At 68.5% G+C, this 22728-nt stretch carries 23 protein-coding genes; 10 read left to right on the plus strand and 13 right to left on the minus strand.

The features are described from left to right. Positions 1 to 25: 25 nt before the first annotated feature. From EJ913_RS10035 to EJ913_RS10055, 5 genes are read right to left on the minus strand one after another with little or no spacing between them, the layout of a single operon-like run. Positions 26 to 526: a DUF934 domain-containing protein gene (locus EJ913_RS10035; RefSeq protein WP_126997329.1), complete on the minus strand. Its 501-nt coding sequence runs from the start codon at positions 524 to 526 to the stop codon at positions 26 to 28. Then, positions 513 to 2204 carry a nitrite/sulfite reductase gene (locus EJ913_RS10040; protein WP_126997331.1) on the minus strand — a complete coding sequence of 564 codons (1692 nt, stop codon included), beginning with the start codon at positions 2202 to 2204 and terminating at the stop codon, positions 513 to 515. The genes EJ913_RS10035 and EJ913_RS10040 overlap by 14 nt, the downstream gene beginning before the upstream one ends. Before the next feature lie 32 nt (positions 2205 to 2236). Further along, positions 2237 to 2548 (minus strand): DUF2849 domain-containing protein, encoded by a 312-nt coding sequence (locus EJ913_RS10045; RefSeq protein WP_211098917.1) that lies wholly within the window; start codon positions 2546 to 2548, stop codon positions 2237 to 2239. 55 nt (positions 2549 to 2603) lie between these two features. Next, positions 2604 to 3425 (minus strand): uroporphyrinogen-III C-methyltransferase, encoded by an 822-nt coding sequence (cobA, locus tag EJ913_RS10050; RefSeq protein ID WP_126997333.1) that lies wholly within the window; start codon positions 3423 to 3425, stop codon positions 2604 to 2606. Beyond that, positions 3422 to 3979 carry a precorrin-2 dehydrogenase/sirohydrochlorin ferrochelatase family protein gene (locus EJ913_RS10055; protein ID WP_126997335.1) on the minus strand — a complete coding sequence of 186 codons (558 nt, stop codon included), beginning with the start codon at positions 3977 to 3979 and terminating at the stop codon, positions 3422 to 3424. The genes cobA and EJ913_RS10055 overlap by 4 nt, the downstream gene beginning before the upstream one ends. A gap of 223 nt (positions 3980 to 4202) precedes the next feature. Between EJ913_RS10055 and EJ913_RS10060 the strand changes: the two genes are divergently transcribed. Genes EJ913_RS10060 through cysC form a run of 3 tightly spaced genes read left to right on the plus strand, consistent with a single transcriptional unit; the run spans position 4203 to position 7590 of the window. Further along, a complete protein-coding gene (locus EJ913_RS10060) occupies positions 4203 to 4925 on the plus strand; it encodes a phosphoadenylyl-sulfate reductase (protein WP_404323098.1) in 723 nt (240 codons plus the stop codon). Next, entirely contained in the window at positions 4922 to 5719 is a 798-nt protein-coding gene (gene cysD / locus EJ913_RS10065; protein WP_126997337.1) for a sulfate adenylyltransferase subunit CysD, read from the plus strand. The genes EJ913_RS10060 and cysD overlap by 4 nt, the downstream gene beginning before the upstream one ends. Beyond that, complete coding sequence (gene cysC, locus EJ913_RS10070) at positions 5719 to 7590, plus strand: adenylyl-sulfate kinase (protein ID WP_126997339.1); 1872 nt, start codon at positions 5719 to 5721, stop codon at positions 7588 to 7590. Before cysD ends, cysC begins: the two co-directional genes overlap by 1 nt. Before the next feature lie 157 nt (positions 7591 to 7747). On the opposite strand, the gene EJ913_RS10075 is transcribed toward cysC, so the two are convergent. From EJ913_RS10075 to EJ913_RS10090, 4 genes are all read right to left on the minus strand, one after another. Next, positions 7748 to 8185 (minus strand): ArsC/Spx/MgsR family protein, encoded by a 438-nt coding sequence (locus EJ913_RS10075; RefSeq protein ID WP_126997341.1) that lies wholly within the window; start codon positions 8183 to 8185, stop codon positions 7748 to 7750. Between the two features lie 132 nt (positions 8186 to 8317). After that, positions 8318 to 9358, minus strand: coding sequence for an ABC transporter substrate-binding protein (locus EJ913_RS10080; protein ID WP_211098919.1), 1041 nt, complete (start codon positions 9356 to 9358; stop codon positions 8318 to 8320). A 23-nt stretch (positions 9359 to 9381) separates the two neighbouring features. Beyond that, positions 9382 to 10179 carry an ABC transporter permease gene (locus EJ913_RS10085; RefSeq protein ID WP_126997343.1) on the minus strand — a complete coding sequence of 266 codons (798 nt, stop codon included), beginning with the start codon at positions 10177 to 10179 and terminating at the stop codon, positions 9382 to 9384. A gap of 7 nt (positions 10180 to 10186) precedes the next feature. Then, the gene (locus EJ913_RS10090; RefSeq protein ID WP_126997345.1) at positions 10187 to 11011 is read right to left on the minus strand and encodes an ABC transporter ATP-binding protein; all 825 of its coding nucleotides are present in this window, start codon (positions 11009 to 11011) and stop codon (positions 10187 to 10189) included. Between the two features lie 278 nt (positions 11012 to 11289). Between EJ913_RS10090 and ftsH the strand changes: the two genes are divergently transcribed. From ftsH to EJ913_RS10115, 5 genes are all read left to right on the plus strand, one after another. Further along, positions 11290 to 13071: an ATP-dependent zinc metalloprotease FtsH gene (gene ftsH, locus EJ913_RS10095; protein WP_126997347.1), complete on the plus strand. Its 1782-nt coding sequence runs from the start codon at positions 11290 to 11292 to the stop codon at positions 13069 to 13071. A gap of 135 nt (positions 13072 to 13206) precedes the next feature. Next, positions 13207 to 13812, plus strand: coding sequence for a helix-turn-helix domain-containing protein (locus tag EJ913_RS10100; protein ID WP_126997349.1), 606 nt, complete (start codon positions 13207 to 13209; stop codon positions 13810 to 13812). Between the two features lie 97 nt (positions 13813 to 13909). Further along, a complete protein-coding gene (locus EJ913_RS10105; protein ID WP_126997351.1) occupies positions 13910 to 14686 on the plus strand; it encodes a substrate-binding periplasmic protein in 777 nt (258 codons plus the stop codon). Beyond that, positions 14683 to 16272: a SpoIIE family protein phosphatase gene (locus tag EJ913_RS10110; protein WP_126997353.1), complete on the plus strand. Its 1590-nt coding sequence runs from the start codon at positions 14683 to 14685 to the stop codon at positions 16270 to 16272. Before EJ913_RS10105 ends, EJ913_RS10110 begins: the two co-directional genes overlap by 4 nt. A gap of 150 nt (positions 16273 to 16422) precedes the next feature. Then, entirely contained in the window at positions 16423 to 17178 is a 756-nt protein-coding gene (locus tag EJ913_RS10115; RefSeq protein ID WP_126997355.1) for a response regulator, read from the plus strand. Here the strand turns inward: EJ913_RS10115 and EJ913_RS10120 are convergent. The 4 genes from EJ913_RS10120 to EJ913_RS10135 form a co-directional block, all read right to left on the minus strand. Further along, a complete protein-coding gene (locus tag EJ913_RS10120) occupies positions 17166 to 18221 on the minus strand; it encodes a sensor histidine kinase (protein ID WP_126997357.1) in 1056 nt (351 codons plus the stop codon). The genes EJ913_RS10115 and EJ913_RS10120 overlap by 13 nt on opposite strands. Continuing rightward, the gene (locus tag EJ913_RS10125; protein ID WP_126997359.1) at positions 18218 to 18616 is read right to left on the minus strand and encodes a DUF1987 domain-containing protein; all 399 of its coding nucleotides are present in this window, start codon (positions 18614 to 18616) and stop codon (positions 18218 to 18220) included. Before EJ913_RS10125 ends, EJ913_RS10120 begins: the two co-directional genes overlap by 4 nt. 28 nt (positions 18617 to 18644) lie before the next feature. After that, positions 18645 to 19196 (minus strand): SiaB family protein kinase, encoded by a 552-nt coding sequence (locus EJ913_RS10130; protein ID WP_126997361.1) that lies wholly within the window; start codon positions 19194 to 19196, stop codon positions 18645 to 18647. A gap of 171 nt (positions 19197 to 19367) precedes the next feature. Beyond that, positions 19368 to 21125 carry an ATP-binding response regulator gene (locus EJ913_RS10135; protein ID WP_126997363.1) on the minus strand — a complete coding sequence of 586 codons (1758 nt, stop codon included), beginning with the start codon at positions 21123 to 21125 and terminating at the stop codon, positions 19368 to 19370. Between the two features lie 318 nt (positions 21126 to 21443). Here EJ913_RS10135 and EJ913_RS10140 point away from each other — a divergent pair, with 318 nt between their 5' ends. Continuing rightward, positions 21444 to 22070, plus strand: coding sequence for a hypothetical protein (locus tag EJ913_RS10140; RefSeq protein WP_126997365.1), 627 nt, complete (start codon positions 21444 to 21446; stop codon positions 22068 to 22070). Then, the gene (locus EJ913_RS10145) at positions 22067 to 22639 is read left to right on the plus strand and encodes a hypothetical protein (RefSeq protein ID WP_126997367.1); all 573 of its coding nucleotides are present in this window, start codon (positions 22067 to 22069) and stop codon (positions 22637 to 22639) included. The genes EJ913_RS10140 and EJ913_RS10145 overlap by 4 nt, the downstream gene beginning before the upstream one ends. Positions 22640 to 22728 lie beyond the last annotated feature (89 nt).

Raw genomic sequence — 22728 nt, forward strand, 5'->3', positions numbered from 1 at the left:
CTCTCCCGGGGCGGGAGAGGGCGTTTTACCCCGCGCCCAATCTGCGGCGGAGCAGGGACAGCGGTTGCGTGTCGTCCAGGCTGGGCTGGAAGGCGACGGTGATCTCCGTCAGGGCGTCGGCCCAGCTCTCGACGTTGGTGCCTTCCGGCGCCTCGACCGAGGTGAAGCCGGTCCGCATCAGGAACTGGTACTGGTCGGGAATCACATGGCCGACCGCGCGGATCTCGCCGGTGTAGCCATAGCGCTCCCGCAGCTCGCGCGCCGTGGAGAAACCGCGCCCGTCGCGGAACTTCGGGAACTCCACCGCGACCAGCGCGAAGCGGTCGAGGTCGGCCGCGACGGCGCCGGCCAGCGTGCCGCCCTTCAGACGCACGCCCAGCTTGGCGTTGCGGCCGTCGAAGCTGGCGCGCTCGGCCTGCCAGCGCTCGAAGCTGATGATGGCCGGGCGGTCGTTGGGCACCGGCTCCCCGTCGGGGATGAGGCTCCAGGAATCCTCGGCGACGCGGCCCTGCTCAATCAGCGGCATAGATTCTCTCCTTGAACGGGGCGTGGCCGACGCGCTTGAGGGTGTCGACGAAGCGTTCGTCCTCTCCGGTCCGGTTGGCCAGATAGACCTCGACGATGGCCTCGATGGCGTCCACCGCCTCGGTCTCGGTCACCGCCGGGCCGAGGATGTCGCCGATGGCGGTCGTCAGGGTCGGGTCGCCGCCCACCGTGATCTGGTAGAATTCGGTGCCCTTCTTGTCGACGCCCAGGATGCCGATGGCGGCGATGTGATGGTGGCCGCAGGCGTTGATGCAGCCGCTGATCTTGATGCCCAGCTCGCCGATGGTGCGCTGGCGGATCGGGTCGGCGAAGCGGGCCGAGATCGCCTGCGCCAGCGGGATGGAGCGGGCGTTGGCCAGCGCGCAATAATCCAGGCCGGGGCATGCGATGATGTCGCCGATCAGCCCGGCGTTGGCGGTGCCCAGCCCGGCGGCGTCGAGTTGCTGCCACAGGTCGTACAGCTCGTCCTGCTTGACGTGGGCCAGCACGATGTTCTGCACATGGCTGACGCGCAGCTCGCCGAAGCTGTGGCGCTCGGCCAGATCGGCGATCAGGTCCATCTGGTCGCAGGTGGCGTCGCCGGGGATGCCGCCGGGCGGCTTCAACGAGATGGTGGCGATGGCGTAGCCGGGAGCCCGGTGCTCCGCGACGTTCACCGCCACCCAGTTGGCGAAGGCCGGGTCGGTGGCCTTGGCGCGCTCCAGGATGTCGGAGCGTTCCGCCAGCTCCTCGAAGGGCGGCGGGGCGAAATGCTTGCGGATCTCGGCGACGATCTCCGGGGCCATGCGGTATTTCGGGCCGCGCAGCCGCTCGAACTCCTCCTCGACCTCCTGGCGGAACGTGTCGAGGCCCAACTCGTGGACCAGGATCTTGATGCGCGCCTTGTAGATGTTGTCGCGCCGGCCGTACTGGTTGTAGACGCGCAGGATCGCTTCGAGATAGGCGACGAAGTCCTCCTCGGCGACCCACTCGCGCACCAGCTTGCCGATGAAGGGCGAGCGCCCCAGACCGCCGCCGACGTAGAAGGTGAAGCCGGCCTCGCCCGCCTCGTTGCGCCGGGCCAGCAGGCCGACGTCGTGGACGCGCACGGCGGCGCGGTCGCTCGACGCGCCCGAGATGGCGATCTTGAACTTGCGCGGCAGATAGGTGAACTCGGGGTGCAGCGTCGTCCACTGCCGCAGGATCTCGGCGTAGACGCGGCCGTCCACGACCTCGTCCGCGGCGGCGCCGACGAACTGGTCGGTGGTGACGTTGCGCACGCAGTTGCCGCTGGTTTGCAGCGCGTGCATGTCCACGTCGGCCAGCTCGTTCAGGATCGCCGGGGTGTCCTCCAGCTTGATCCAGTTGTATTGCAGGTTCTGGCGCGTGGTGAAATGGCCGTAGCCCCGGTCGTATTTCCGCCCGATCTCCGACAGCTTGCGGAGCTGGACCGCGCTCATCACCCCGTAGGGCACGGCGATGCGCAGCATGTAGGCGTGGAGCTGGAGGTAGAGGCCGTTCATCAGCCGGATCGGCTTGAACTCCTCCTCCGTCAGCTCGCCGGCCAGACGGCGCTCGACCTGTTTGCGGAACTGCTCGACGCGTTCGCCGACGAAGCGGCGGTCGATCTCGTCGTAATGGTAGATCCCGGCGCGGGCGCCGGGCGCGATGTGGTTCATGTCACTGTTCCCAAGGCCGGGGGGACGGAAGGTCAGGCCGCGGCCTGCTTGCCGAGGTCGAGACGGACGGAGGGGCCGAGCGCGCGGATGCGCTCGCGCATCTTGACCGGAACGGGGACGCCGTTCTCCGTCTCGACGTCGAAGGCGTAGACGTCCACGCCGAACTGCTCGCCCTCGGCCTGCGCCTTGGCGGCGGCGAGCGCCGCGTCGGCGTCGGCGGCGGCGAACAGGGCGGCGTCGGCGAAGGCTTCGACCCACGCCGCGTCCGCGCCCAGGAACACCACGACGCCGTCGCGCAGGCGGTTGGCGGTGATGGCTTTCAACGATCCATCTTGCGACGGCATCTGGCTCTCCTCGCTGCTCTACTACATGGGCTGCCTGCGGTCAGGCGGCCCGCACTCATGCGGACAGGACGGCGTTCGGCGCGGGTGCCGCCACGCCTTGCTGGAACCGGGTGATCCAACCGCGCAGCCGCACCACCTCGCCGATGGCGACGATGGCTGGACGCCTGGGCTGTAGCCGGACGGCGTCCGCGCCGCAATGGGCAAGATTGGTCTCGATCACCGACTGGGCACTGGTCGAGGCGCTCGACACGATGGCGACCGGCGTCATCGGCGGCTTGCCGGCGGCGATCAGGCGGCGCGCGATCTCGTCCAGCGTGCCGAGCGCCATGTAGAACACCAGCGCGCCCGGCAAAGCCGCCAGCACCGTAAAATCCAGGTTGTCCGGCAGGGCGCCGGATTTGTCGTGGCCGGTGACGAAGGTGGCGGTGGTCGCCAGCCCGCGATGGGTCACCGGGATGCCGGCATAGGCCAGCCCGCCGATCCCCGCGGTGACGCCCGGCACGACGCGGAAGGCGATGCCGGCCTCGGCCAGCGCCAGGCACTCCTCGCCGCCGCGCCCGAAGACGAAGGGATCGCCGCCCTTCAGCCGCAACACCCGCAAGCCCTCCCGCGCCAGCTCCACCAGCCGCGCGTTGATGGCGCCCTGGGTGGGGGAGGGGCGGCCGGCCCGCTTGCCGAGGTCGATCATCCGCGCCGCCGGGTTGGCGAGGTCGAGGATGGCCCGGTCCACCAGCGCGTCGTGGACGATGGCGTCGGCCTCGCCCAGCGCCTTGGCGGCCAGCAGGGTCAGCAGGCCCGGATCGCCCGGACCGGCGCCGGCCAGCCAGACGGTTCCCGGATCGAAGCCGGGCAGGGCGGGGACGCGCGGCGGGGTCATGGCAGCCATCCTTCCCGTGTCACGAGGCTCTTGGTCGCCTTGGCGATGGCGGCCATCGAGGCGCCGTCCTTGCGCAGCTGGTCGCGCAGACCCGCGATCTGGCGCAGGCGGTCGCCCCAGATCTCCGGAAACAGCGTCTCCAGCCGTTGCCGCAGCAGGCTCGCCAGGGTCGGGCTGCGCCCGCCGGTGGACACCGTCAGCAAAAGGTCACCGCGCCGGACCACGGAGGGCGAATGGAAATCGCACAAGGGGATCACGTCCTCGACGTTCACCAGCACCCCACACGAGCGCGCCAGCTTGGCGAGAGTGGTTTCCACCGCCGGATCCAGCCCCATGACGAACAACACCCGGACGGCGTCGAGATCACGGTCGAAGGGCAGGGCACGGACCAGCCGCTCCCCGGCGAGCGCCGCGAACTCCGCGTCCGGCTCCGGCGAATAGACCACCGGATCGGCCCCGCCCTCGCGCAGCTGGGTCAGGCGGCGCACCGCCAGCGGGCCGTTTCCGGCCAGCGCAATGGGCACGCGCGCCGGATCGATCGCCAGCGGGATCACCGGCGGTCTCCAGCGCTGCGGGCGTGCGAAAACACACCGGAAATAGCGGGGAAAACGAGCATGGCGGTATTTAGCCGACAGGTCGGGCGACAATCAACACATTTCACACAAGGGGTAGAAACCTATTAAACAAGTAGATAATGTATTTGCGTTGCACCCAAGTCTGACGGGTGTTAATGTGCAAACAACGCAGCCAATTCTACTTAATGAGTAGACAAAAGCCATGTCGGACAGCACAGCAACAATGGATGCGGCGACGCGGGTCGAAGAGTTGACCGCCCTCCATGGAACGCTCGAAGGCGCGCCCTTGCTGGCGGCGGTCCACCGGGCGTTCGGCGGGCGCGTCGCGCTGGTGTCGTCCTTCGGCACCGAATCCGCCGTGCTGCTGGCGCTCGCGGCCGAGGCGACGCCGGATTTCCCCGTGATCTTTGTCAACACCGGCAAGCTGTTCGGCGAGACCCTGCGCTACCGCGACCAGCTTGTGACAACGCTGGGGCTGACCGACGTGCGCGAGGTCGGACCGACCGAGGACGACTTGGCGGCCGGTGATCCGAAGGGCATGCTGTTCACTCAAAATTACGATGCTTGCTGTCATCTTCGCAAGACGGTGCCGCTGGACCGCGCGCTGGTGGGCCTGGACGCCTGGGTGACCGGGCGCAAGCGCTTCCAGGCCGCGACCCGCGCCGCCCTGCCGCTGTTCGAGGCGGAGGGGGAGCGCATCAAGATCAACCCGCTGGCCGCCTGGGACAAGGACCGGCTGGAGACGGAGTTCACCCGGCGCGGCCTGCCGCGCCACCCGCTGGAGGCCGACGGGTATCTGTCCATCGGCTGTTTCACCTGCACCGAGCGCGTGGCGCCCGGCGCCGATCCGCGTTCCGGCCGTTGGGCCGGCAGCGCCAAAACCGAATGCGGCATACACATGACCACGATTGGAACCGCCCGATGAGCGCCGATCTCGACCAGCTTGAGAACCAGAGCATCTACATCCTGCGCGAAGCCTACAACCGCATCGACAAGCTGGCGCTGCTGTGGTCGATCGGCAAGGACAGCAACGCGCTGCTCTGGCTCTGCCGCAAGGCGTTCTTCGGCCGGATTCCCTTCCCCGTGGTGCAGCTCGACACCGCCATGGAGCTGCCGGAGGTCTACGCGTTCCGCGACCGCATCGCCAAGGAATGGGACCTGAACCTCGTCGTCGAGCAATGCCCGCCCGAAGAGGAGATGGACCAGACCCTGCCACCGCTCACCCGCGCCGCCGCGCGCAAGACGGAAGGGCTGAAGAACCTGCTGCGCAACGACGCCTACCAGGGCGTCATGGTCGGCATCCGCCGCGACGAGCAGGCGACTCGCGCCAAGGAGCGCGTCTTCTCCCCCCGCTCGCTGGAAGGCGACTGGGACGTGAAGGACCAGCCGGCGGAGTTCTGGGACCATTACAAGACCCGCTTCCCCGAGGGCGTCCACGTCCGCATCCACCCGCTGCTGGCCTGGACCGAGCTGGACATCTGGCGCTATTCGCAGCGCGAGGGGATTCCCATCGTCCCGCTGTACTTCGCGAAGGACGGCAAGCGCTATCGCTCGCTGGGCGAGAAGAACATCACCTTCCCGGTGGATTCGACCGCTTCGACCATCGACGAGATCATCGCCGAACTCCAGGTGACCCGCGTGCCGGAACGCGCCGGCCGGGCCATGGACAACGAATCCGAAGACAGCTTCGAGCGCCTGCGCAGCGTGGGGTACATGTAATGCCGCAATCTCAACTCCGCATCGTCATCGTCGGCCACGTCGACCACGGCAAGTCCACCCTGATCGGCCGTCTGCTGAACGACACCGGCAGCCTGCCCGACGGCAAGGTCGAGCAGGTCCAGGAGATGAGCCGCAAGCGCGGCATGCCCTTCGAATGGGCCTTCGTGATGGACGCGCTCCAGGCCGAGCGCGACCAGGGCATCACCATCGACACCACGCAGATCCACTTCAAGACCAAGCAGCGCCCCTACGTCATCATCGACGCGCCGGGCCACACCGAGTTCCTCAAGAACATGGTGACCGGCGCCTCCCAGGCCGACGCCGCGCTGCTGGTGATCGACGCCGGCGAGGGCGCGCTGGAGCAGTCGCGCCGCCACGCCTACCTGCTGCACCTGCTGGGGGTGCGTCAGGTCGCGGTGGTCATCAACAAGATGGACCGGGTCGAGTTCGCGCAGGCGCGCTACGAGACCGTCGCCCACGAGATCAAGGAGTATCTGGCGGAACTCGGCCTGTTCCCCAAGGCGGTGATCCCGGTCTCCGCGCGGAACGGCGACAACATCGTCACCCGCAACGAGGACCAGGGGGGCTGGTACCTCGGCCCCACGGTGATCGAGCAACTCGACGCCTTCCGGCCGCAGCAGACCTCGCCCGACCAGCCGCTGCGCTTTCCCCTCCAGGACGTCTACAAGCCCGACGACCGCCGCATCCTGGCCGGCCGGGTCGAGAGCGGGCGCCTGCGCGTCGGCGACACGCTGCGCTTTGCCCCCACCGGGGCCAGCGCCAGGATCGTCAGCATCGAGGCGTGGAATCACCCGGAGACCGTGCTGTCGGCCCAGGCCGGGCAGAGCATCGGCATCACGCTCGACAAGCGCATCTTCGCCGAGCGCGGCCACGTCGCCCATCATGAGGACGCCGCTCCGGTCCTGACCCACCGGCTGGGCGTCCGCTTGTTCTGGCTGGTGTCGGAGCCGATGCAGGTCGGCCGGACCTACACGCTGAAGATCGCGACGGCCGAGCACCGGGTGACGGTGGAGCAGGTCACGGCGGTCATCAACGTCGAGGATCTGACCAGCACCCCCGGCAAGGCGGTCCACCGCAACGAGGTCGCGGAGGTGACGCTGCGCTCGCGCTCGCCCATCGCGGTGGATCTGGCGGCGGAGCTGCCGCGCACCGGGCGCGGCGTGCTGCTCGACGGCAACGACGTGGTTGGCGGCTGCCTCGTGGTCGAGGCCGAGGATGCGGCGACGGCCAACCTCACCGAAGTCTCGCACACCGTCTCCGGCGAGGAGCGCGCGGCGGCCAACGGCCACAGGGGCGGCATCCTGTGGTTGACCGGCCTGTCGGGCGCCGGAAAGTCCACCCTGGCGATGGCGCTGGAACGCGCGCTGTTCGACCGTGGCTGGCAGACCTTCGTGCTGGACGGCGACAACGTCCGCAACGGTCTGAACGCGGGCCTGGGCTTCTCGCCCGACGACCGGGCGGAGAACATTCGCCGCGTCGCCGAGACGGCCAAGCTGTTCGCCGACGCCGGCATGGTGGTCATCGCCTCGCTGATCTCGCCGTTGCAGGCGGACCGGGAGCGGGCTCGGGTGATCGGCGGCGACCGCTTCCATGAGGTGCATGTGGCGGCCGACCTCGCGACCTGCGAGGAGCGTGATCCGAAGGGGCTCTATAAGAAGGCGCGAGCAGGGGAGATCGCCGAGTTCACCGGTGTTTCGGCGCCCTACGAGGCTCCGGAGCAGCCGGAACTGGTGATCGACACGTCGGTCCTCGGCCGCAGTGAGGCGCTGGCCCATCTGCTCGACTACGTGGACGAGACACTGGGCAAGGCCAGTTTAAAGAGCGGGCGGGAGCTGACCTACGTGATCTGAGGGTAAACAGGATGGTGGGGGCGGCCCCTCTTGCCCCCTCCCTAACCCTCCCCCGCTTCGCGGGAGAGGGGACTGCCGCCGGATTCTTGCAAGGATCCGGCCCCCTCTCCCGCCGAAGGCGGGGGAGGGATGGGGTGGGGGCAACCGCGGCTGACGCCTACGCCGCCACCGGTGGCTTCACGAAATGCTGGTGGCCGTGGTCGCATTGGCCGCGCGCGTGCTTGTCGTCGCAGCTTTCCGCCGAGGTCAGGCCGATCCAGCCGTGCAGCGTGGTCGGGTCGAAACCGGCCTCGCGGCGGTCGCCCGACTGGATCAGCGGCCGCCGGATCAGCTCGCGGTCGGCCAGCAGGAGGGCGAGCGCCCCGGCCTCGTCCAACTCGTCCGGCTTGACCGCGCCGGTCTTCACCGCCGCCGCCCGGCGGTTGAACCACTGCTCCACCTCCTTGTCGCCGAAGAAGGCGCGGAGATCCTCCGCCGTGAAGCTCGCGGTCGCCAGATCGCGCTCGATCAGGCTGTGGCCTGCCGCCGTCAGCTGCTGCTTCTGCTTGGCGTTCGCCGTGCAACCGGCCAACCCGTAGAAAATCACCTCGGCCATGGGATGCGCTCCGCGTCGTGAAACAGGACCAATTTCGTCCAATCCGACGACAGCGTGCCATCAAAAAAGGCGTGGCACAAGGCCACGCCCACATTTTTTATAAGGTTATTCGAGGCGCCTCGCGTGACCGTCTTACTTGGCGAGCCGCTTCAGCGCGTCCTCGACATACTGGTTGGTGTAGGTCTTGGACAGGTCGATGGTCGCCCCGGCGACAGCCGGATCGAAGGCCTTCAGCACCTTGAGAGCCGCTTCCGCGCCCTCCTGGGTAAAGCGGCCGTCCGGCGAGTAGGTCGGCTTGGAATGCTCGAACGCCTGGGCGTAGAGCGTCTTGTTGCCGAGGAAGAACTCCTCCGGCAGCACCTTCAGCACGTCCTCGGTCGACGCCTTGTTCAGCCACAGCATCGTCTTCACGAAGACGTCGGCCAGCGCCTGGGTGGTCTTCGGGTTGGCCTGGATGAAGGCCGGGGTGGTGTAGAGCACCGCCGCCGGGTAAGGCCCGCCGTAGACGTCCAGCGTGCCCTTCTCGGTCCGCGTGTCGGCCATGACGACGATGTCGCCTTCGGACTCCGCCTGGCTGATGACCGGGTCGAGGTTGACGATGGCGTCGATGTCGCCGCGCTTGATCGCTGCCACCGCGCTGGGGCCGCCGCCGACACCGATGATCGACACATCCTCCGGCTTCATGCCCTCCTTGGCCAGGACGTAGTTGATCATGAAGTTGGTCGAGGAGCCGGGGGCGGTGACGCCGACCTTCTTGCCCTTCAGATCCTTGAAGGACTTGATCTCGCCGGCCTTCTTGACCGACGCCAGCACGATGCCGGGGTAGCGGCCGAGCTGGGTCACCGCGACGATGGGCTGGTTCTTGGCCTGCATCTGCACCGTGTGGTCGAAGGCGCCGGTGACCACGTCGGCCGAGCCGCCGATCAGCGCCTGGAGGCTCTTGGCGCCGCCGCCGAAATCGTTGATCTCGACGTTGAGCCCGGCCTCCTTGAAGTAGCCGAGCCGTTCGGCCAGCGTCAGCGGCAGGTAGTACAGCAGCGGCTTGCCGCCGACCGCGATCTTCAGGTCCTTCTTCTCCACCGCCTGGGCGGCGGCCTGGGTGGCGGCGGTGCCGAGCGTCAGCGCGACCGCCGCGGCGGCGACCAGGGTCTTCATGCTCGTCTTCAAGCTCATGGGTCTAGTTCCCTCCCGGTGTGTCAGTGGGTCTGGGCCTCTTGCGGGCGCCAGTGCAGCAGGCGTTTCTCGATGACGGTGACGGCCGAATCGATGGCGACGACGAAGATGGTCAGCACCAGCATGCCGGAGAAGACTCCGACCGTGTCGAACACGCCCTCCGCCTGATGGATGCGGTAGCCGAGCCCGGCGGCCGATCCCAGATACTCGCCGACCACGGCGCCGACCATGGCGAAGCCCACGGCGGTGTGCAGCGACGAGAACACCCAGGACAGCGCCGATGGCAGGTAGACGTGGCGGAACAGGTCGCGCGAGTTCGCCCCCAGCATGCGGGCGTTGGCGAGCACGACCGGGCTGACCTCCTTGACGCCCTGGTAGACGTTGAAGAAGACGATGAAGAAGACCAGCGTGACGCCCAGCGCCACCTTGGACCAGATGCCCAGACCCAGCCACAGCGCGAAGATCGGCGCCAGCACCACGCGGGGCAGGGCGTTGGCCGCCTTGATGTAGGGGTCGAAGACGACCGAGACCAACGGCGCGCGGGCGAACCAGAAGCCGAAGGCGATGCCGGCCACCGTGCCGATGGCGAAGGCCAGCGCGGTCTCCAGCAGCGTGATGCCCAGATGGTACCAGATCGCCCCGGACGCGAAGTCGTTGAAGGTCCGCATCAGCACCGCCCCCGGCGTGCCGAAGAAGAAGGGGCTGAGCAGGTTGGTGGTCACGGTCAGGACATGCCAGAGCCCGAAGAAGGCGATCAGCACGACCACCTGCAACAGCAGGATGACGGGGCGGCTCGGCAGGCGTTTGGCGTGGGAACTCATGATGTCGTCACCGCAGCTTGGTCTGGGCGTAGCCCTTGAGCACTTCGTCGCGCAGCTGGTCCCAAATCTCCTTGTGGAGCGTCAGGAAGCGCGGGGTCATGCGGATTTCCGCCACGTCGCGCGGGCGGTCCAGGTCGATTTTGTACTCGCCGATCAGCCGCGATCCCGGCCCGGCCGACAGCACCAGCACCCGGTCGGACAGGGCGATGGCCTCCTCCAGGTCGTGGGTGATGAAGACCACCGACTTGCGGTCGGACGCCCACAGGTCGAGAAGCTCGTTCTCCATCATCTGCCGGGTCTGGATGTCGAGCGCCGAGAAGGGCTCGTCCATCAGCACGATCTTGGGATCGACGATCAGCGTCTGGGCCAGCGCCACCCGCTTGCGCATGCCGCCCGACAGCTGGTGCGGGTGGCGGTCGCCGAAGCCGTCCAGCCCGACCCGCGCCAGCCAGGGCCGCGCCTGGTCCAACGCCTCGCGCTTGGCCACGCCACGGAACTCCAGCCCGGCGGCGACGTTCTCCAGCGCCGATTTCCAGGGCATCAGAGCCTCGGCCTGGAACATGTAGCCGGCCTTCGGATTGATCCCGCTCACCGGCGTGCCGAAGGACAGCGCGCGCCCCGCGCTGGGGCGCAGCAGCCCGGCGGCGACGTTCAGCAGCGTGGACTTGCCGCTGCCGGTCGGGCCGACGATGGACACGAACTCGCCGTCCGCCACCCTGAAGCTGGCGTCCTGAACCGCTGTGTAACCGCTTGACCGGCCGTCGGGGGATGGAAAGGTGCAGGTCACGCCCTCCAGGGAGAGGGCGGGCGCCGTCGCGGCGACCTCGGCCATGTGCGTGTCGTCCTTGTTCTTTTCCGTTTTCGGCCCGCCATACTGGAGGAACGGAAGCTTAGGGGCAAGATCGTCTGGTCTACGCACAATCCGCAATGGACGGGCCGCAATGGACGGGCCGCAATGGACGGGCCGCAACGGATGGTGGCGCTCCGGCGGGGAAGGGCCGGTGTCAAAGAAGGGACCGCGCCCGATATCATTTGCCGTACGGCGCATCGCTCCCGCATCAATGGCATAGGCCGAAAGCCAGCATCCTCTCCCCTGTTGCGGAACCCGCCATGCCCCCGATGCCGAAACGCCTGATGGCCGCGCTCGCCGCCGCCGCCGCCCTGTTCGCCGCGTGGTTCGGCTTCGCCGCCTGGAGCGACTACGCCGAGCGGCGCGACGAGCAGACCGCGACCTACAGCGCGTTGATCGATCTGGCCGGGCGCGGCGAGATCGCCTCGATCACGCTGGGTGCCGGGATGGGGCACGCGACCGCCGCCGACGGCACGCGCTACAGCGTGGTGATGCCGGTCACCGACGACCTGCTGAAGGAGCTTCGGAACCGCAAGGTCGCGATCACCTTCGACGACGGTCCCGGCGGGCTGGTGCCGCAGACCATGGGCGCGCTGGAGGCGGCGGCTCCTTTCCTCATCCTGGGGCTGCTGGTCGGCGGGATGGCGCTGGGCGGTGGGCAGTTCTTCGGCATGGGCCGCGCCACCCGCATCCGCCCGCAGGACACCAAGACCGCCTTCGCCGACGTGGCCGGGGTGGACGAGGCCAAGGAGGAGCTGCGCGAGACGGTAGAGTTCCTGAAGGATCCGCGCCGCTTCGCCATGGCCGGCGCGCGGGTGCCCAAGGGCATCCTGCTGGTCGGCCCGCCCGGCACCGGCAAGACCATGCTGGCCAAGGCGGCGGCGGGCGAGGCCGGGGTTCCCTTCTTCGCGGCGTCGGGGTCGGACTTCGTCGAGATGTTCGTGGGGCTGGGCGCCGCCCGTGTCCGCAACCTGTTCAAGACCGCCCGCGCCAACGCCCCCTGCCTGCTGTTCATCGACGAGATCGACGCGCTGGCCGGCAAGCGCGGCGAGTCCAACTCCCATTCCGAGCGCGAGCAGACGCTGAACCAGCTGCTGGTCGAGATGGACGGCATCGTCGGCACCGGCGACGTGGTGGTGATCGCCGCAACCAACCGGTCGGAGATGCTGGATCCCGCCATCCTCCGCCCCGGCCGCTTCGACCGCCACATCCACGTCAACCTGCCCGACATCGCCGGGCGCGAGGCGATCCTCGGCGCCCACACCGGCCGGCTGACCCTGGCGCCCGACGTCTGCCCCCGCACGGTGGCGCGCGGCGTGCCGGGCTTCTCCGGCGCCGAACTCGCCAACCTGACCAACGAAGCGGCGCTGTCCGCCGCGCGCCAGGGCCGCATCACCATCACCATGGCCGATTTCGAGGCCGCCAAGGACCGCGTCCTGATGGGCACCGAGCGGCGCAGCCTCGCGCTCTCCGCCCAGGAGCGCCGCCTGACCGCCGTCCACGAGGCCGGCCACGCCCTGGTCTCGCTGCGCTTTCCGGAGGCCGACCCGATCCACAAGGCGACGATCATCCCGCGCGGCCGCGCGCTGGGCATGGTGGTGCGGCTGCCCGAAGGAGACCGGGTGTCGGTGTCGCGCGCCAAGCTGCTGACCGACATCGCCGTCGCCATGGCCGGACGCGCCGCCGAGGAGATCGTCTTCGGTCCCGATCTGGTGACCACCGGCGCCGAGGCCGATTTCCGCGCCGCGACCGACCTCGCCCGCCGCATGGTGGCCTCCTGGGGGATGAGCGAGGCCATCGGCTTCGTCGCCCACGCCGGCAACGACCCGGCGGCGGTACGTTCGGAGCGGACCGCGTGGCGCATCGACGAGGAGATCCGCCGCATCACCGACGAGGGCATGGAACAGGCCCGCCGCATGCTGCGCGCCGACCGCGCCGCGCTGGACCGCATCGCCCAGGCCCTGCTGGAGCGCGAGACCCTGACCGGGGCCGACATCGCCGAACTGGCCGCAGTCGAGGAGCGCCAGACCGAAGCGGCGTGAGTGGTTCCACACCCGGTGTTGCTGGATTAGGAAGGGAAGGGCGCAACGCTGACCGGCGTTGCGCCCTTCCTATTTCCTACATTATAAATGGGATTACAAAATATTTCACAGGACCCACATCCGAGGGAGTTCGTCATGACCGTCACCACCGCTCAACCGCCAACGGACGGGGGCGAGGCGCTTGCCCGTTCGCTGGCGGTCAACCTGCGTCGCTTCCGTATGGGCCAAGGGCTGTCGGTGGAGCGCCTCGCCGCGCTGTCCGGAATCGACCGCAGCGACCTCGACGCCATCGAGCAGGGCGGCGGCGTGCCGACCATTCCCTTGTTGTGGAAGGTGTCCCACGCTCTGGAGGTGCCCTTTTCCAGCCTGTTCAGCGCCGGACATTCCAGCGGGATCACTGTGCTGCGCCGCGCCGATTCGAAGCTTCTGACCGCCCAGGACGGCCAGTTCACCTCCCGCGCGCTGTTCCCCTTCGAAGGCGAACGGCGGGTGGAGTTTTACGAACTGCGCCTCGCCCCCGGAACGCTGGAGCTGACGGACGCTCATGCGCCAGGAACGACCGAGAACATCGCGGTGGCCGCGGGATCGGTCGAAATCCTCACCGGAGACGGCGATCACCGTCTGGAGGAGGGCGATTCCATTCTGTTCGAGGCCGACGTGCCGCACGGCTACCGCAACGCCGGGACGGAAACCGCCGTGCTCTACCTCGTCATGAGCTACGCGGAACCCCTTTTTGCATAAAGGTTCTTCGGTCGGCCGGCGTCGAGCCTCATTGCGGGAATTCCGCATACCGGGCTACACTGAATAGATAAAAGGCAATCAATTGCGAGAGGGCAGCATGACGGCAATCGTCGCCCGCCGGACGGCGCTGTCGGTGGCGTTGTCGCTCGTCCTGCTGCCGTTTCTGTCCGCCTTTCCGGCCACTGCGGCCACGACCGTGAAGGTAGGCGCCTATGAATTCCCCCCCTACGTCACCGAAGGCGGCGCCGGCGTCACCCAGGGGCTGCTCGACTTGTTGAACGCGGCGCAGAACGATCTGCGCTTCGAGTTGGTCCTGACCTCGCCGCAGCGGCGTTACGAGGACCTGGAGCAGGGCCGCTTCGACGCCATCGCCTTCGAAAGCGTGGCGTGGGGCTGGAAGGAGCGCCCGGTGGACGCGACCCGCGTCTTCCTGCAGGACGCCGAGGTGTTCGTCGCCAAGGCCGGTCCCGGTGTCGACCAGTCGATCTTCGACAGCCTGGACGGCAAGACGATCCTGGGGCGGCTCGGCTACCATTACGCCTTCGCCGGTTACAACTCCGATCCGAAGACGTTGGAATCGGTTTACCGCACGCGGGTGACGGTCACGCATGAGGGCAACGTGCGCAACGTCATTGCCGGACGGGCGACCTTCGCCATCGTCACGCGGTCCTTCCTGAACCAATTCCTGAAGGGTGAGCCGGACCTCGCCAAGCGCATCCTGGTGTCCGGCCGCACCGACCAGATCTACCAGCACACCATCCTGGTCCGCCGGGGCGGCCCGGTGACGGCGGCGGCGCTGGACGCGCTGCTCGACCGGCTGGAGGCCGACGGGCGCCTGGGCGCCCTGTGGGCGCGGAGCGGGATCGCGCCATGAGCGGTCGCCGCTCCACCGCCTCCATCTGGCGCGGCGGATCCCTGCTGGCCCGCGTTGGTGCTGTGATCCTCGTCACCACCACGGCGGTCGGGCTGGTCGCCGTCGGAGTGTCGGAACGCATCGTCGAGGGGCAGCGCCATCAGGAGTTGCTGCGCCGGGCCGAGCTGGTGGCCGCGACCCAGGCCGACGCGCTCAGCGGACCGGTGTGGGAACTGGACGACCGCGCCGCTCAGGGCATGATCGACGCGTTGCTGGCCCGTGATCCGGCGATCCGTTCCATCACCGTGCACGAGGCCAGCCGCGACACGCCGCTGGCGCGAGCCGAGGCTGGCGGCACGGACGATCAGGCGGAGCGGGTGACCGTCGAGCGCCCCATCGTTCTCCAGGGCCGCAACGGCGGCCGGACGGAAACCGTCGGGCGGCTGAGCATCGTCTACTCGACCGCCGAGGTGGTGCAGGCGACCATGGACGCGCTGTTTCCGGTGGTCGGGATGCTGCTGCTGTCGCTGCTGGGATCCATCGTCCTGCTGGGCGTCCAGATGAACCGGATCGTCCTGAGTCCGCTGCGCCGGCTGACGCAGCTCTCCCGCGCCATGGCGCGCGGCGATTACGGCGCCCGCATGGACACCGACCGCGCCGACGAGATCGGCGTGCTGGCCGACAGCTTCAACCGCATGGCCGAAACCGTGCAGGAGCACACCACGACCCTGGAAACCCGCGTGCAGGAGCGGACGGAGGCGCTGGCCGCCACCAACCGCGCCATCATGGACAGCATCAACTACGCCCAATTGATCCAATCCTCGATCCTGCCGGCCGCCGACACGCTGAACGCCGGGCTGACCGAGCATTTTGTCCTGTGGCGTCCGCGCGACGTGGTCAGTGGCGATTTCTACCTGTGCCGCGAGGTGGTGGACGGCTTCGTCATCGCCGTCGCCGACTGCACCGGCCACGGCGTGCCGGGCGCCTTCATGACGATGACCGCCAGCGCCATGCTGAACAACGCGCTGGACCAGATGGGCGCGCGGGATCCGGCGGCGATCCTGTCGGCGGTCGACCGCAAGGTGCGCGCCGCCCTGCACCAGGACGGCGCGGCGCGGACCCTGGCCGAGCAGTTCGACAACGGCCTCGACCTCGCGCTCTGCCACGTCGTTCCGGCGGAGGGACGGATGGTCTACGCCGGCGCCCGCATCCCCCTGCTGGTGGTCACCGCCGAGGGCGTGACCGAACTGCGCGGCGACCGCGCCAGCCTGGGCTACCGACGCGAGCCGGGCGCGCCGGAGCCGGCCTTCACGAACCACGGCGTTCCGCTGCGTCCTGGCCAGACCTTCTGCCTGGGAACCGACGGCATGACCGATCAGAACGGTGGGGAGCGCGGTCGCAGCTTCGGCAAGAAGCGCTTGCGCGACGCGTTTCTGCGCGGGGAGGGTCAACCGCTCGACCGTCTTCGCGCCGCCCTGGAGCAGGACCTCGACCAGTATCAGGCGGGGCGCGAGCAACGCGACGACATCACGCTGTTCGGATTCCGCGTGCGTCTGGCGCGGACCCTCCAACAGCCGGTGCCCGGCGGTGCCCGGCACGCCGCGTGACAAACTTTTTATGTTGTCACTGGACTGTTGTTCAGGCACGACACGAAATGCGACGTTTTGTATCGACCTTTCGAGGCGGCGCGTTTATTTTCCAGGGACGCATTCTTGGGTATGTTTCACCCGGTTCGGTGGTGGAGGGAGCGGCAGAGCATGGCGGCACCGGCGATCGTTGTTGTCGAGGACGAGAATTCCTTGCGATCCGACATGGTCGAGTATCTGAGGAATTGCGGTTTTGAGGCCATGGGGGCCCGTACAGGCGCCGAACTCGACGAGCTTCTCACCAACCGGCCGGCGTCCGTCATCATCCTGGACGTCAACCTGCCCGACGAGGACGGCTTCAAGATCGCGGCACGGCTGCGCGACACGCATGGCGTTGGCATCATCATGGTGACGGCGCGCTCGTCCTCGGTGGACCGGATCGTTGGGCTGGAGATCGGTGCCGACGCCTATCTGATCAAGCCGGTGGAACTGCGTGAACTGGAAGCCCAGGTCAAATCCCTGCTGCGCCGCCTGAGCGAGCGCGCCGCCGAAGCGCCGTCGGCCCTGGCACCGTCCTCCGAGCTGTCGGGCGGGGAGAGCAACGACGAAGGCCGCTGGACGCTCGATTCCACCGAGTGGGCGCTGACCAGCCCCACGGGAGTCCGGATCGGTTTGACCAGCATGGAAATGAAGCTGACCGGCCTGCTGGCCGGGCAGGCCCGCAAACCGGCCACGCGCGATCAAATCTCCCAGGCGCTCTACAGCCGGCGCTGGAATCCGGAGGACCGCTCCATCGACACGGTGGTTGGCCGCCTGCGCCACAAGGTCGAGGCGTCCATCGGCGCCGCCGCGCCGCTGAAGTCGGTCCATGGCGTCGGCTATGTCTTTTCCGCCCCGATCCGTGTGCTGGGCGGTCAAGTGGGCTGAGTCCGCTCACCGCCGCGCGGCTCGTCCGGCGGGGTGACGCGGGGGAACAGCAGGGTGAAGGCCGTGCCGCGATCCACCGCGCTGTCCACGGCGATGCTTCCCTTCAACGCGCCCACCACCAGATTGTGGACGATGTGCAGGCCGAGCCCGCTGCCGCCCTGGCCCCGGCGCGTCGTGAAGAATGGTTCGAAGACCCGCGCGCGGTGTTCCTCCGTCATGCCCCGGCCGTTGTCGGCGAAGGTCAGGCGGACCGTGTCGGCGTCGGGCGTCTCGACCAGAATCGTCATGCTGCCCGGCTGCCCCTCGGTGAAGGCGTGGGTCAGCGCGTTCATCACCAGATTCGCCAGGATCTGCGACAGCACGCCGGGATGGCTGTCCAGTTCGAGGTCGGCCGGGCAGGACACCGACACGCCATGCCCGACCGGGCGCAACTTCGGCTGGAGGCTGACCAGCGTTTCCTGGATGTAGGCGCCGAGGTTGACCCGCCGCCGCTCCGCGCTGGCCCGGTCCACGGCGACCTGCTTGAAGCCGGCGATCAACTGCGCGGCGCGCTGGCAGTTGTCCAGGATCAGCCCGGTCGTGTCGCTTGCCGTGGCGAGGTAGCGCGCGAAGTCGCCCCGGCTGAGGCCGCCGCCCTCGTTTGCCCGCTTCAGCCGGTCGGTCGCATCGGACAGATGCGAGGCGCAGGACACCGCGATGCCGACCGGTGTGTTGATTTCATGCGCCACCCCGGCGACCAGCGCGCCCAACGACGCCAGCTTTTCCGCCTGGAGCATGGCCTCCTGCGCCTCGCGCAGACGGGCCAAGGCGATCTCGGCCTCCTGACGGCGGCGTTCCAGCTCCTGGTTGACGGCGCCGAGCTGCGCCTGGAGTCGGTCGCTGACCCGCACCAGCCGGCGCTGCTCGCGCGTGCTGCGCTGGAACGCCTCGATCACCGCCTCGAAATCGGCCGCGCACTCCGGCGCGACCGCGTTCAGCCTCTCCCCCAGCGAGCGGGCCTGCTCAATGGCCTGTTCCTCGGCGGCGAAGAGGTTGAAGTTCATTCGATGCCGCCCGCCGGAACGTTTCGCAGAGAAAAGGCGACGTGGCGCAGATCCTCGGAGAAATCCTCGCCCAGCTCGCGCATCGACTCGTCATTCTCCTCGTGGCACCAGTTGATGGTCACCGGCCGCCCGGCCTTGGCCGCAGCCTCCAGCATCTGGAACAGGTTCATCAGCGCCTTGGCGCTGGAGCTGTTGAAGTACAGAAGCTCCATGTCGAAGGTGATCGGGTCGTCGCCGGGCTCGGCCAGCCAAGCGCGCAGCGCGGTGAAGACCGGGCCGAAGAACGCCGCCACGTCGTCGGGGTAGGATTCGCCGGTCAGGCGCAGATGCCCGGCCGCGAAGTCGAAGGCGACGCCCGGCGTGCGTCCGGTGGCGGGGATGTTCAGGGAGTCCATGGGTGTTCGCTGTTTCCGGCTGCGGTCGTCAGATGCGGACCTTGAGGCAGAAGAAGCTCCGCTCGTCGTCCATGGGATCGAAATCGTAGTCGATGGGTTCGCTGGCACGCCGGGCGATCTCGATCAGGCCGATGGTGGCGCCCCGGCTGCCGTCCTCGGGCTCCTCGCGCAGCTGCTCGCGGTAATAGGTCTTGATGCCGTCGCGGTCCAGGCTGCGGAGATGGTCGAGCCGGTCGCGCAGGCGCGGCACGTCGGCGTTGAGCACCGTGTTGCCGCAGACGATGAAGACCTTGCCCCGCTCCATGCCGATGGTGACCATGCCGGCGCTCAACTCCACCGCGCGGGTGGTGGCGCCGGTGACCTTTTCGGCGGAGTAGCGGATGATGTTCTGCATCTGCTCGACGAACACCGAGAAGACCCGGCGGACGGTCGGCGCGTCGGTGTCCTCCAGCGTCATCTTCTCCCGTAGGGCCTCGCCCAGCGAATAGAGAATCCCCTCGGACAAATAGCCGCTGAACGAGAAGACGATTCCCTTGCCGTCGAGGTCGCGTTTGATGGCGGCGTATTGCTGGGCAAGCATGGACGGTCGCTTTCCGGGGCGGACACGAGGGCGGGCTCAGGGGCGGGCGCGGCTCCGGCTCCGGCATGCGTCGCGCCTGCCCGGAATTATCTCACCATAGCCGGGAAAGGGCCATACCCCATTGCTCCCCAGGACGCTCCGGGCCGGGTCCTCCCGGTCCCGGTGGCAGGGTCACAGCGGCAGGACGACGCGGAAGGTCGATCCTTGACCCACCACGCTGTCCACCGCCACGGCCCCACCGTGCAGCAGGACGATCTGCTGGACGGTGTGCAGCCCGATGCCGGTGCCGGGCACGCCGTCGGCGCCCGATCCGCGGAAGAAGCGGTCGAACAGACGGGGGATTTCCACCTCCGGAACGCCGCGCCCCTGGTCGGTCACCTCGATGATCGCCATCGGGCCATCGGCGATGGCGCGCAGCCGGATCGGGCAGTCGGGGGGCGAGTATTTCACCGCGTTGTTGAGGAGGTTGGCGAGGACCAGCCCGACCAGATGCGCGTCCAACTCCGCTCGGCGCGGCGCCTCGTCCAACTCGAGTCGGAATTCGCGGCCCGGATAGGCGACGCGGAACGGCGCGGTGGCGTCGCGGATCAGGCCCGGCAGGTCAACCAAGGCGCGTTCCAGCACCAGGGCGTTGCTTTCCAGCCGCTCGTCGGTCAGATGCGCGTCGATCAGCCCGGTCAGGCGCAGCACGCTGCCGCGAATGACCGACAGCCGCTCCAGCATCTCCGGCTCGACCTCCTCGGCCCGCATGGCGAGCAGTTGGGCGGCGCTGTCGATGATCGCCAGCGGCGTGCGGAACTCGTGGCTGACCATGCCGAGGAACTGGCGTTGGTTGTTGCGGGCGGACAGCTCGCGCTCCAGGGCGCGTTCCACCCGGTCCTTGGCGAGGATCAGCGCGCGCTGGTTGGCGGCGAGTTCGGTCGTCCTCTCCTCCACCCGCTGCTCCAGGGAGCGGTTCAGCGTGATCAGTTCCTCGTACAGGCAGACGTTGTCGAAACCGATGGCGACGCGGTTGCAGAACAGCTCCAGCAGCCGATGCTCGTCGGGGGTGTAGGGCTCCGTCCGCTCCAGTGTCAGCACCGTCACGCCGTGCTCGCGCGTGCGGAAGACCAGCACGCAGAAGCCGTCGTCGTAGAGGTTGCGCTGGAAGCGGAACCCATCCTCCACCGCCTCGGCCAGCGCCGGGGGCAGGGCCTCGGCCACCGGAAGGCCGATCTTCGGGGCGTGGCGGCCGAGCGCGGCCACCAACGCGGTCTGCGCCCGCCCGTCGCCGCGTTCCATCCGGCGGCAGGCCAGGATCGCCGGGTCGCTGCCGGCGTCGACGACACGGGACAACTGCTCCACCAGCCGTTCGACGAAGGCCCGCATCGACCGAGTCTCGAACAGGGAGGCCGAGGCGCTGAGGATGCGCTCCAGCCCCTGGCGGTTCCGCTCGATGGTGACGATGTCGCGCCACGCCCGCAGGGCGCTGACCAGCGTGGTGAACAGGCGCTGGGCGGTCAGCTCGCTCTTGGCCTTGTAGTCGTTGATGTCGTAGCCGACGATGACGTCGCGTTCCGGCGCCTGTCCCGGCTGGCCGGTGCGCAGGATGATCCGCATGCGCCGGTTGCCCAGCTCGTCGCGGATGTGGCGGACCAGGCGCAGCCCGGCGTCCTCCGTCTCCATCACCACGTCGAGCAGCGCCACCGGCAGGTCCGGCCGTTCGGCCAGCACGGCCTTCGCCTCGGCCGCCGACAGGGCGCCGACCACCTCGAAGGGGCGCCCGTCGAAATCGAAGTCGCGCAGCAGCACCGCCGTCATGGCGTGGACCTGCGGGTCGTCGTCCACCACCAGGATCGGCCAGGGCTCGCCGCTTGGCCGGCTCGGCCGCGCCGTCACCGGATCGTCGCTTTCCGGCCCGAACAGAGGTTCGTCGTCCCACCCAGTCATGACCCGTCCCCGTTGCCGACCCCGATGCCCACCTCAGGCGTCCGCGACAGGCTGCGGACGCAAGCAGCGAATGGAAGCACCCTCCAACGATGGTTCCAAGCCCGATCAGACAATCAACGGTGGGTTCGTTGCAATTTGTTGAAAATCACTGAAGCTCGTTTCTCAATTGCCGCTCATCCTGGCCATCGAAACCTGTCTTCGCGCCGCCACCCGCCGTATAGTACGAAAGGAAACGGTGGATGGTGGAGTCCGTGATGAGCGCGAACGATTCGCAGGATTTTTCTCGTTCACACCGCTTTGTCTTGGGACGCTGACGCCATGCCTTCGGCCATCGACGTGTTTGGCGGCGCTGTGCTTGTCCTTGGGCTGACGGCGTTGGGGCTGTCGGTGATCTTCGAGGCGACGCGGCTCAGCGCCACCGCCGGCCGGCAGGCGTTGGTGCGCCGCCGCATCCAGGACCGCGAGCGCGAAAAGATCGATCAGAAGCGCAGCCTCGACGAGGCGCTGACGGAAGAGGCGGCCAGGCAGGCGACGCTGGACGGGTTGCTGACCGAGCGCTCGCGCGTGCTGGCGGCGACCAACTCCCTGAAGATGTCCAAGATCGAGATGGTCCACGAGGTGGGCGACCCGGTGCCCGGCGCCGTGCTGTATCAGGCCGAACTGCGCACCGGCGGCGACTCCGTCCGTCCGGAGCAGCGCCGAATCGTCTTCGCCCGCGAGATCTGGGAGCGTGGCAACATCGCCCATGTCTGGGCCGAAACCCCGGAGGCGGCGATGGCCGCCATCCAGCGCGCCTTCAACGCGAAGTCGGGGATCGTCGCCACGCGGCTCCAGCGGGCGGCCTCGGCGTCCCGTCCGGCCGAGCAAGCCGATGGGGCGCCCCCGCCCAAGCGCACGCCCGACCGGCCGCCCCTGCGCGTGGCCGGCTCGTCGAGGGCGGCATGACCGCGCTTTTCCTGTACGGGGCCGTCTTGTTGATGGTGGCCAGCGTGATCGTCAACCGCGTCGGTCAGCGCCGGATGGCCAAGGCCCGCAAGACGCTGACGACGGAGGAGACCGCGCTCCGCGATCTCGACAGCGGCATCATCGAGAGCGCCCGCGCCGTGAATCAATCGAGACAGCGGACGGTGGAACTCGACGATCAGATTCAGGACATGCGGCTGGCGGTCGAGCATTTGACGGAGAAGCTCGATCAGGCGCGCGCCGCGCCGATGGAGCGGTATTTCATCTTCGACCGTCTCGACGCCCGTCCCGGCACCATCTGGTCGTTGGACGTCCGGCGCGCGCAGGATGCGCCGAACGAACCGCGCCTTGCCGCCGCTTGGCCGGTGCCGCGCACCTATCTGATGGTGGCGTCCAACCCGCGCGAGGCGATGGACCGTGCTGCCCAGCGCTTTCCCCGCAACCAGGGCTTCGAGGTCGGCAGCGCCGCGTCCTGCCACCTGTTCAAGAGCCGACGCGACGATGGGGAGGGCGGGGCCGGGGTTTTCAAGAGGGGTGGCGGGGCGGCGTAGCGGCGGGTTGCCCCCTCCCTGACCCTCCCCCGCTTCGCGGGAGAGGGAACTCCGCTGATCGCCCGCAAAAGTACGGCCCCCTCTCCCGC

Origin of the sequence: Azospirillum doebereinerae (genome assembly GCF_003989665.1) — a bacterium.
GTDB lineage: Bacteria > Pseudomonadota > Alphaproteobacteria > Azospirillales > Azospirillaceae > Azospirillum > Azospirillum doebereinerae.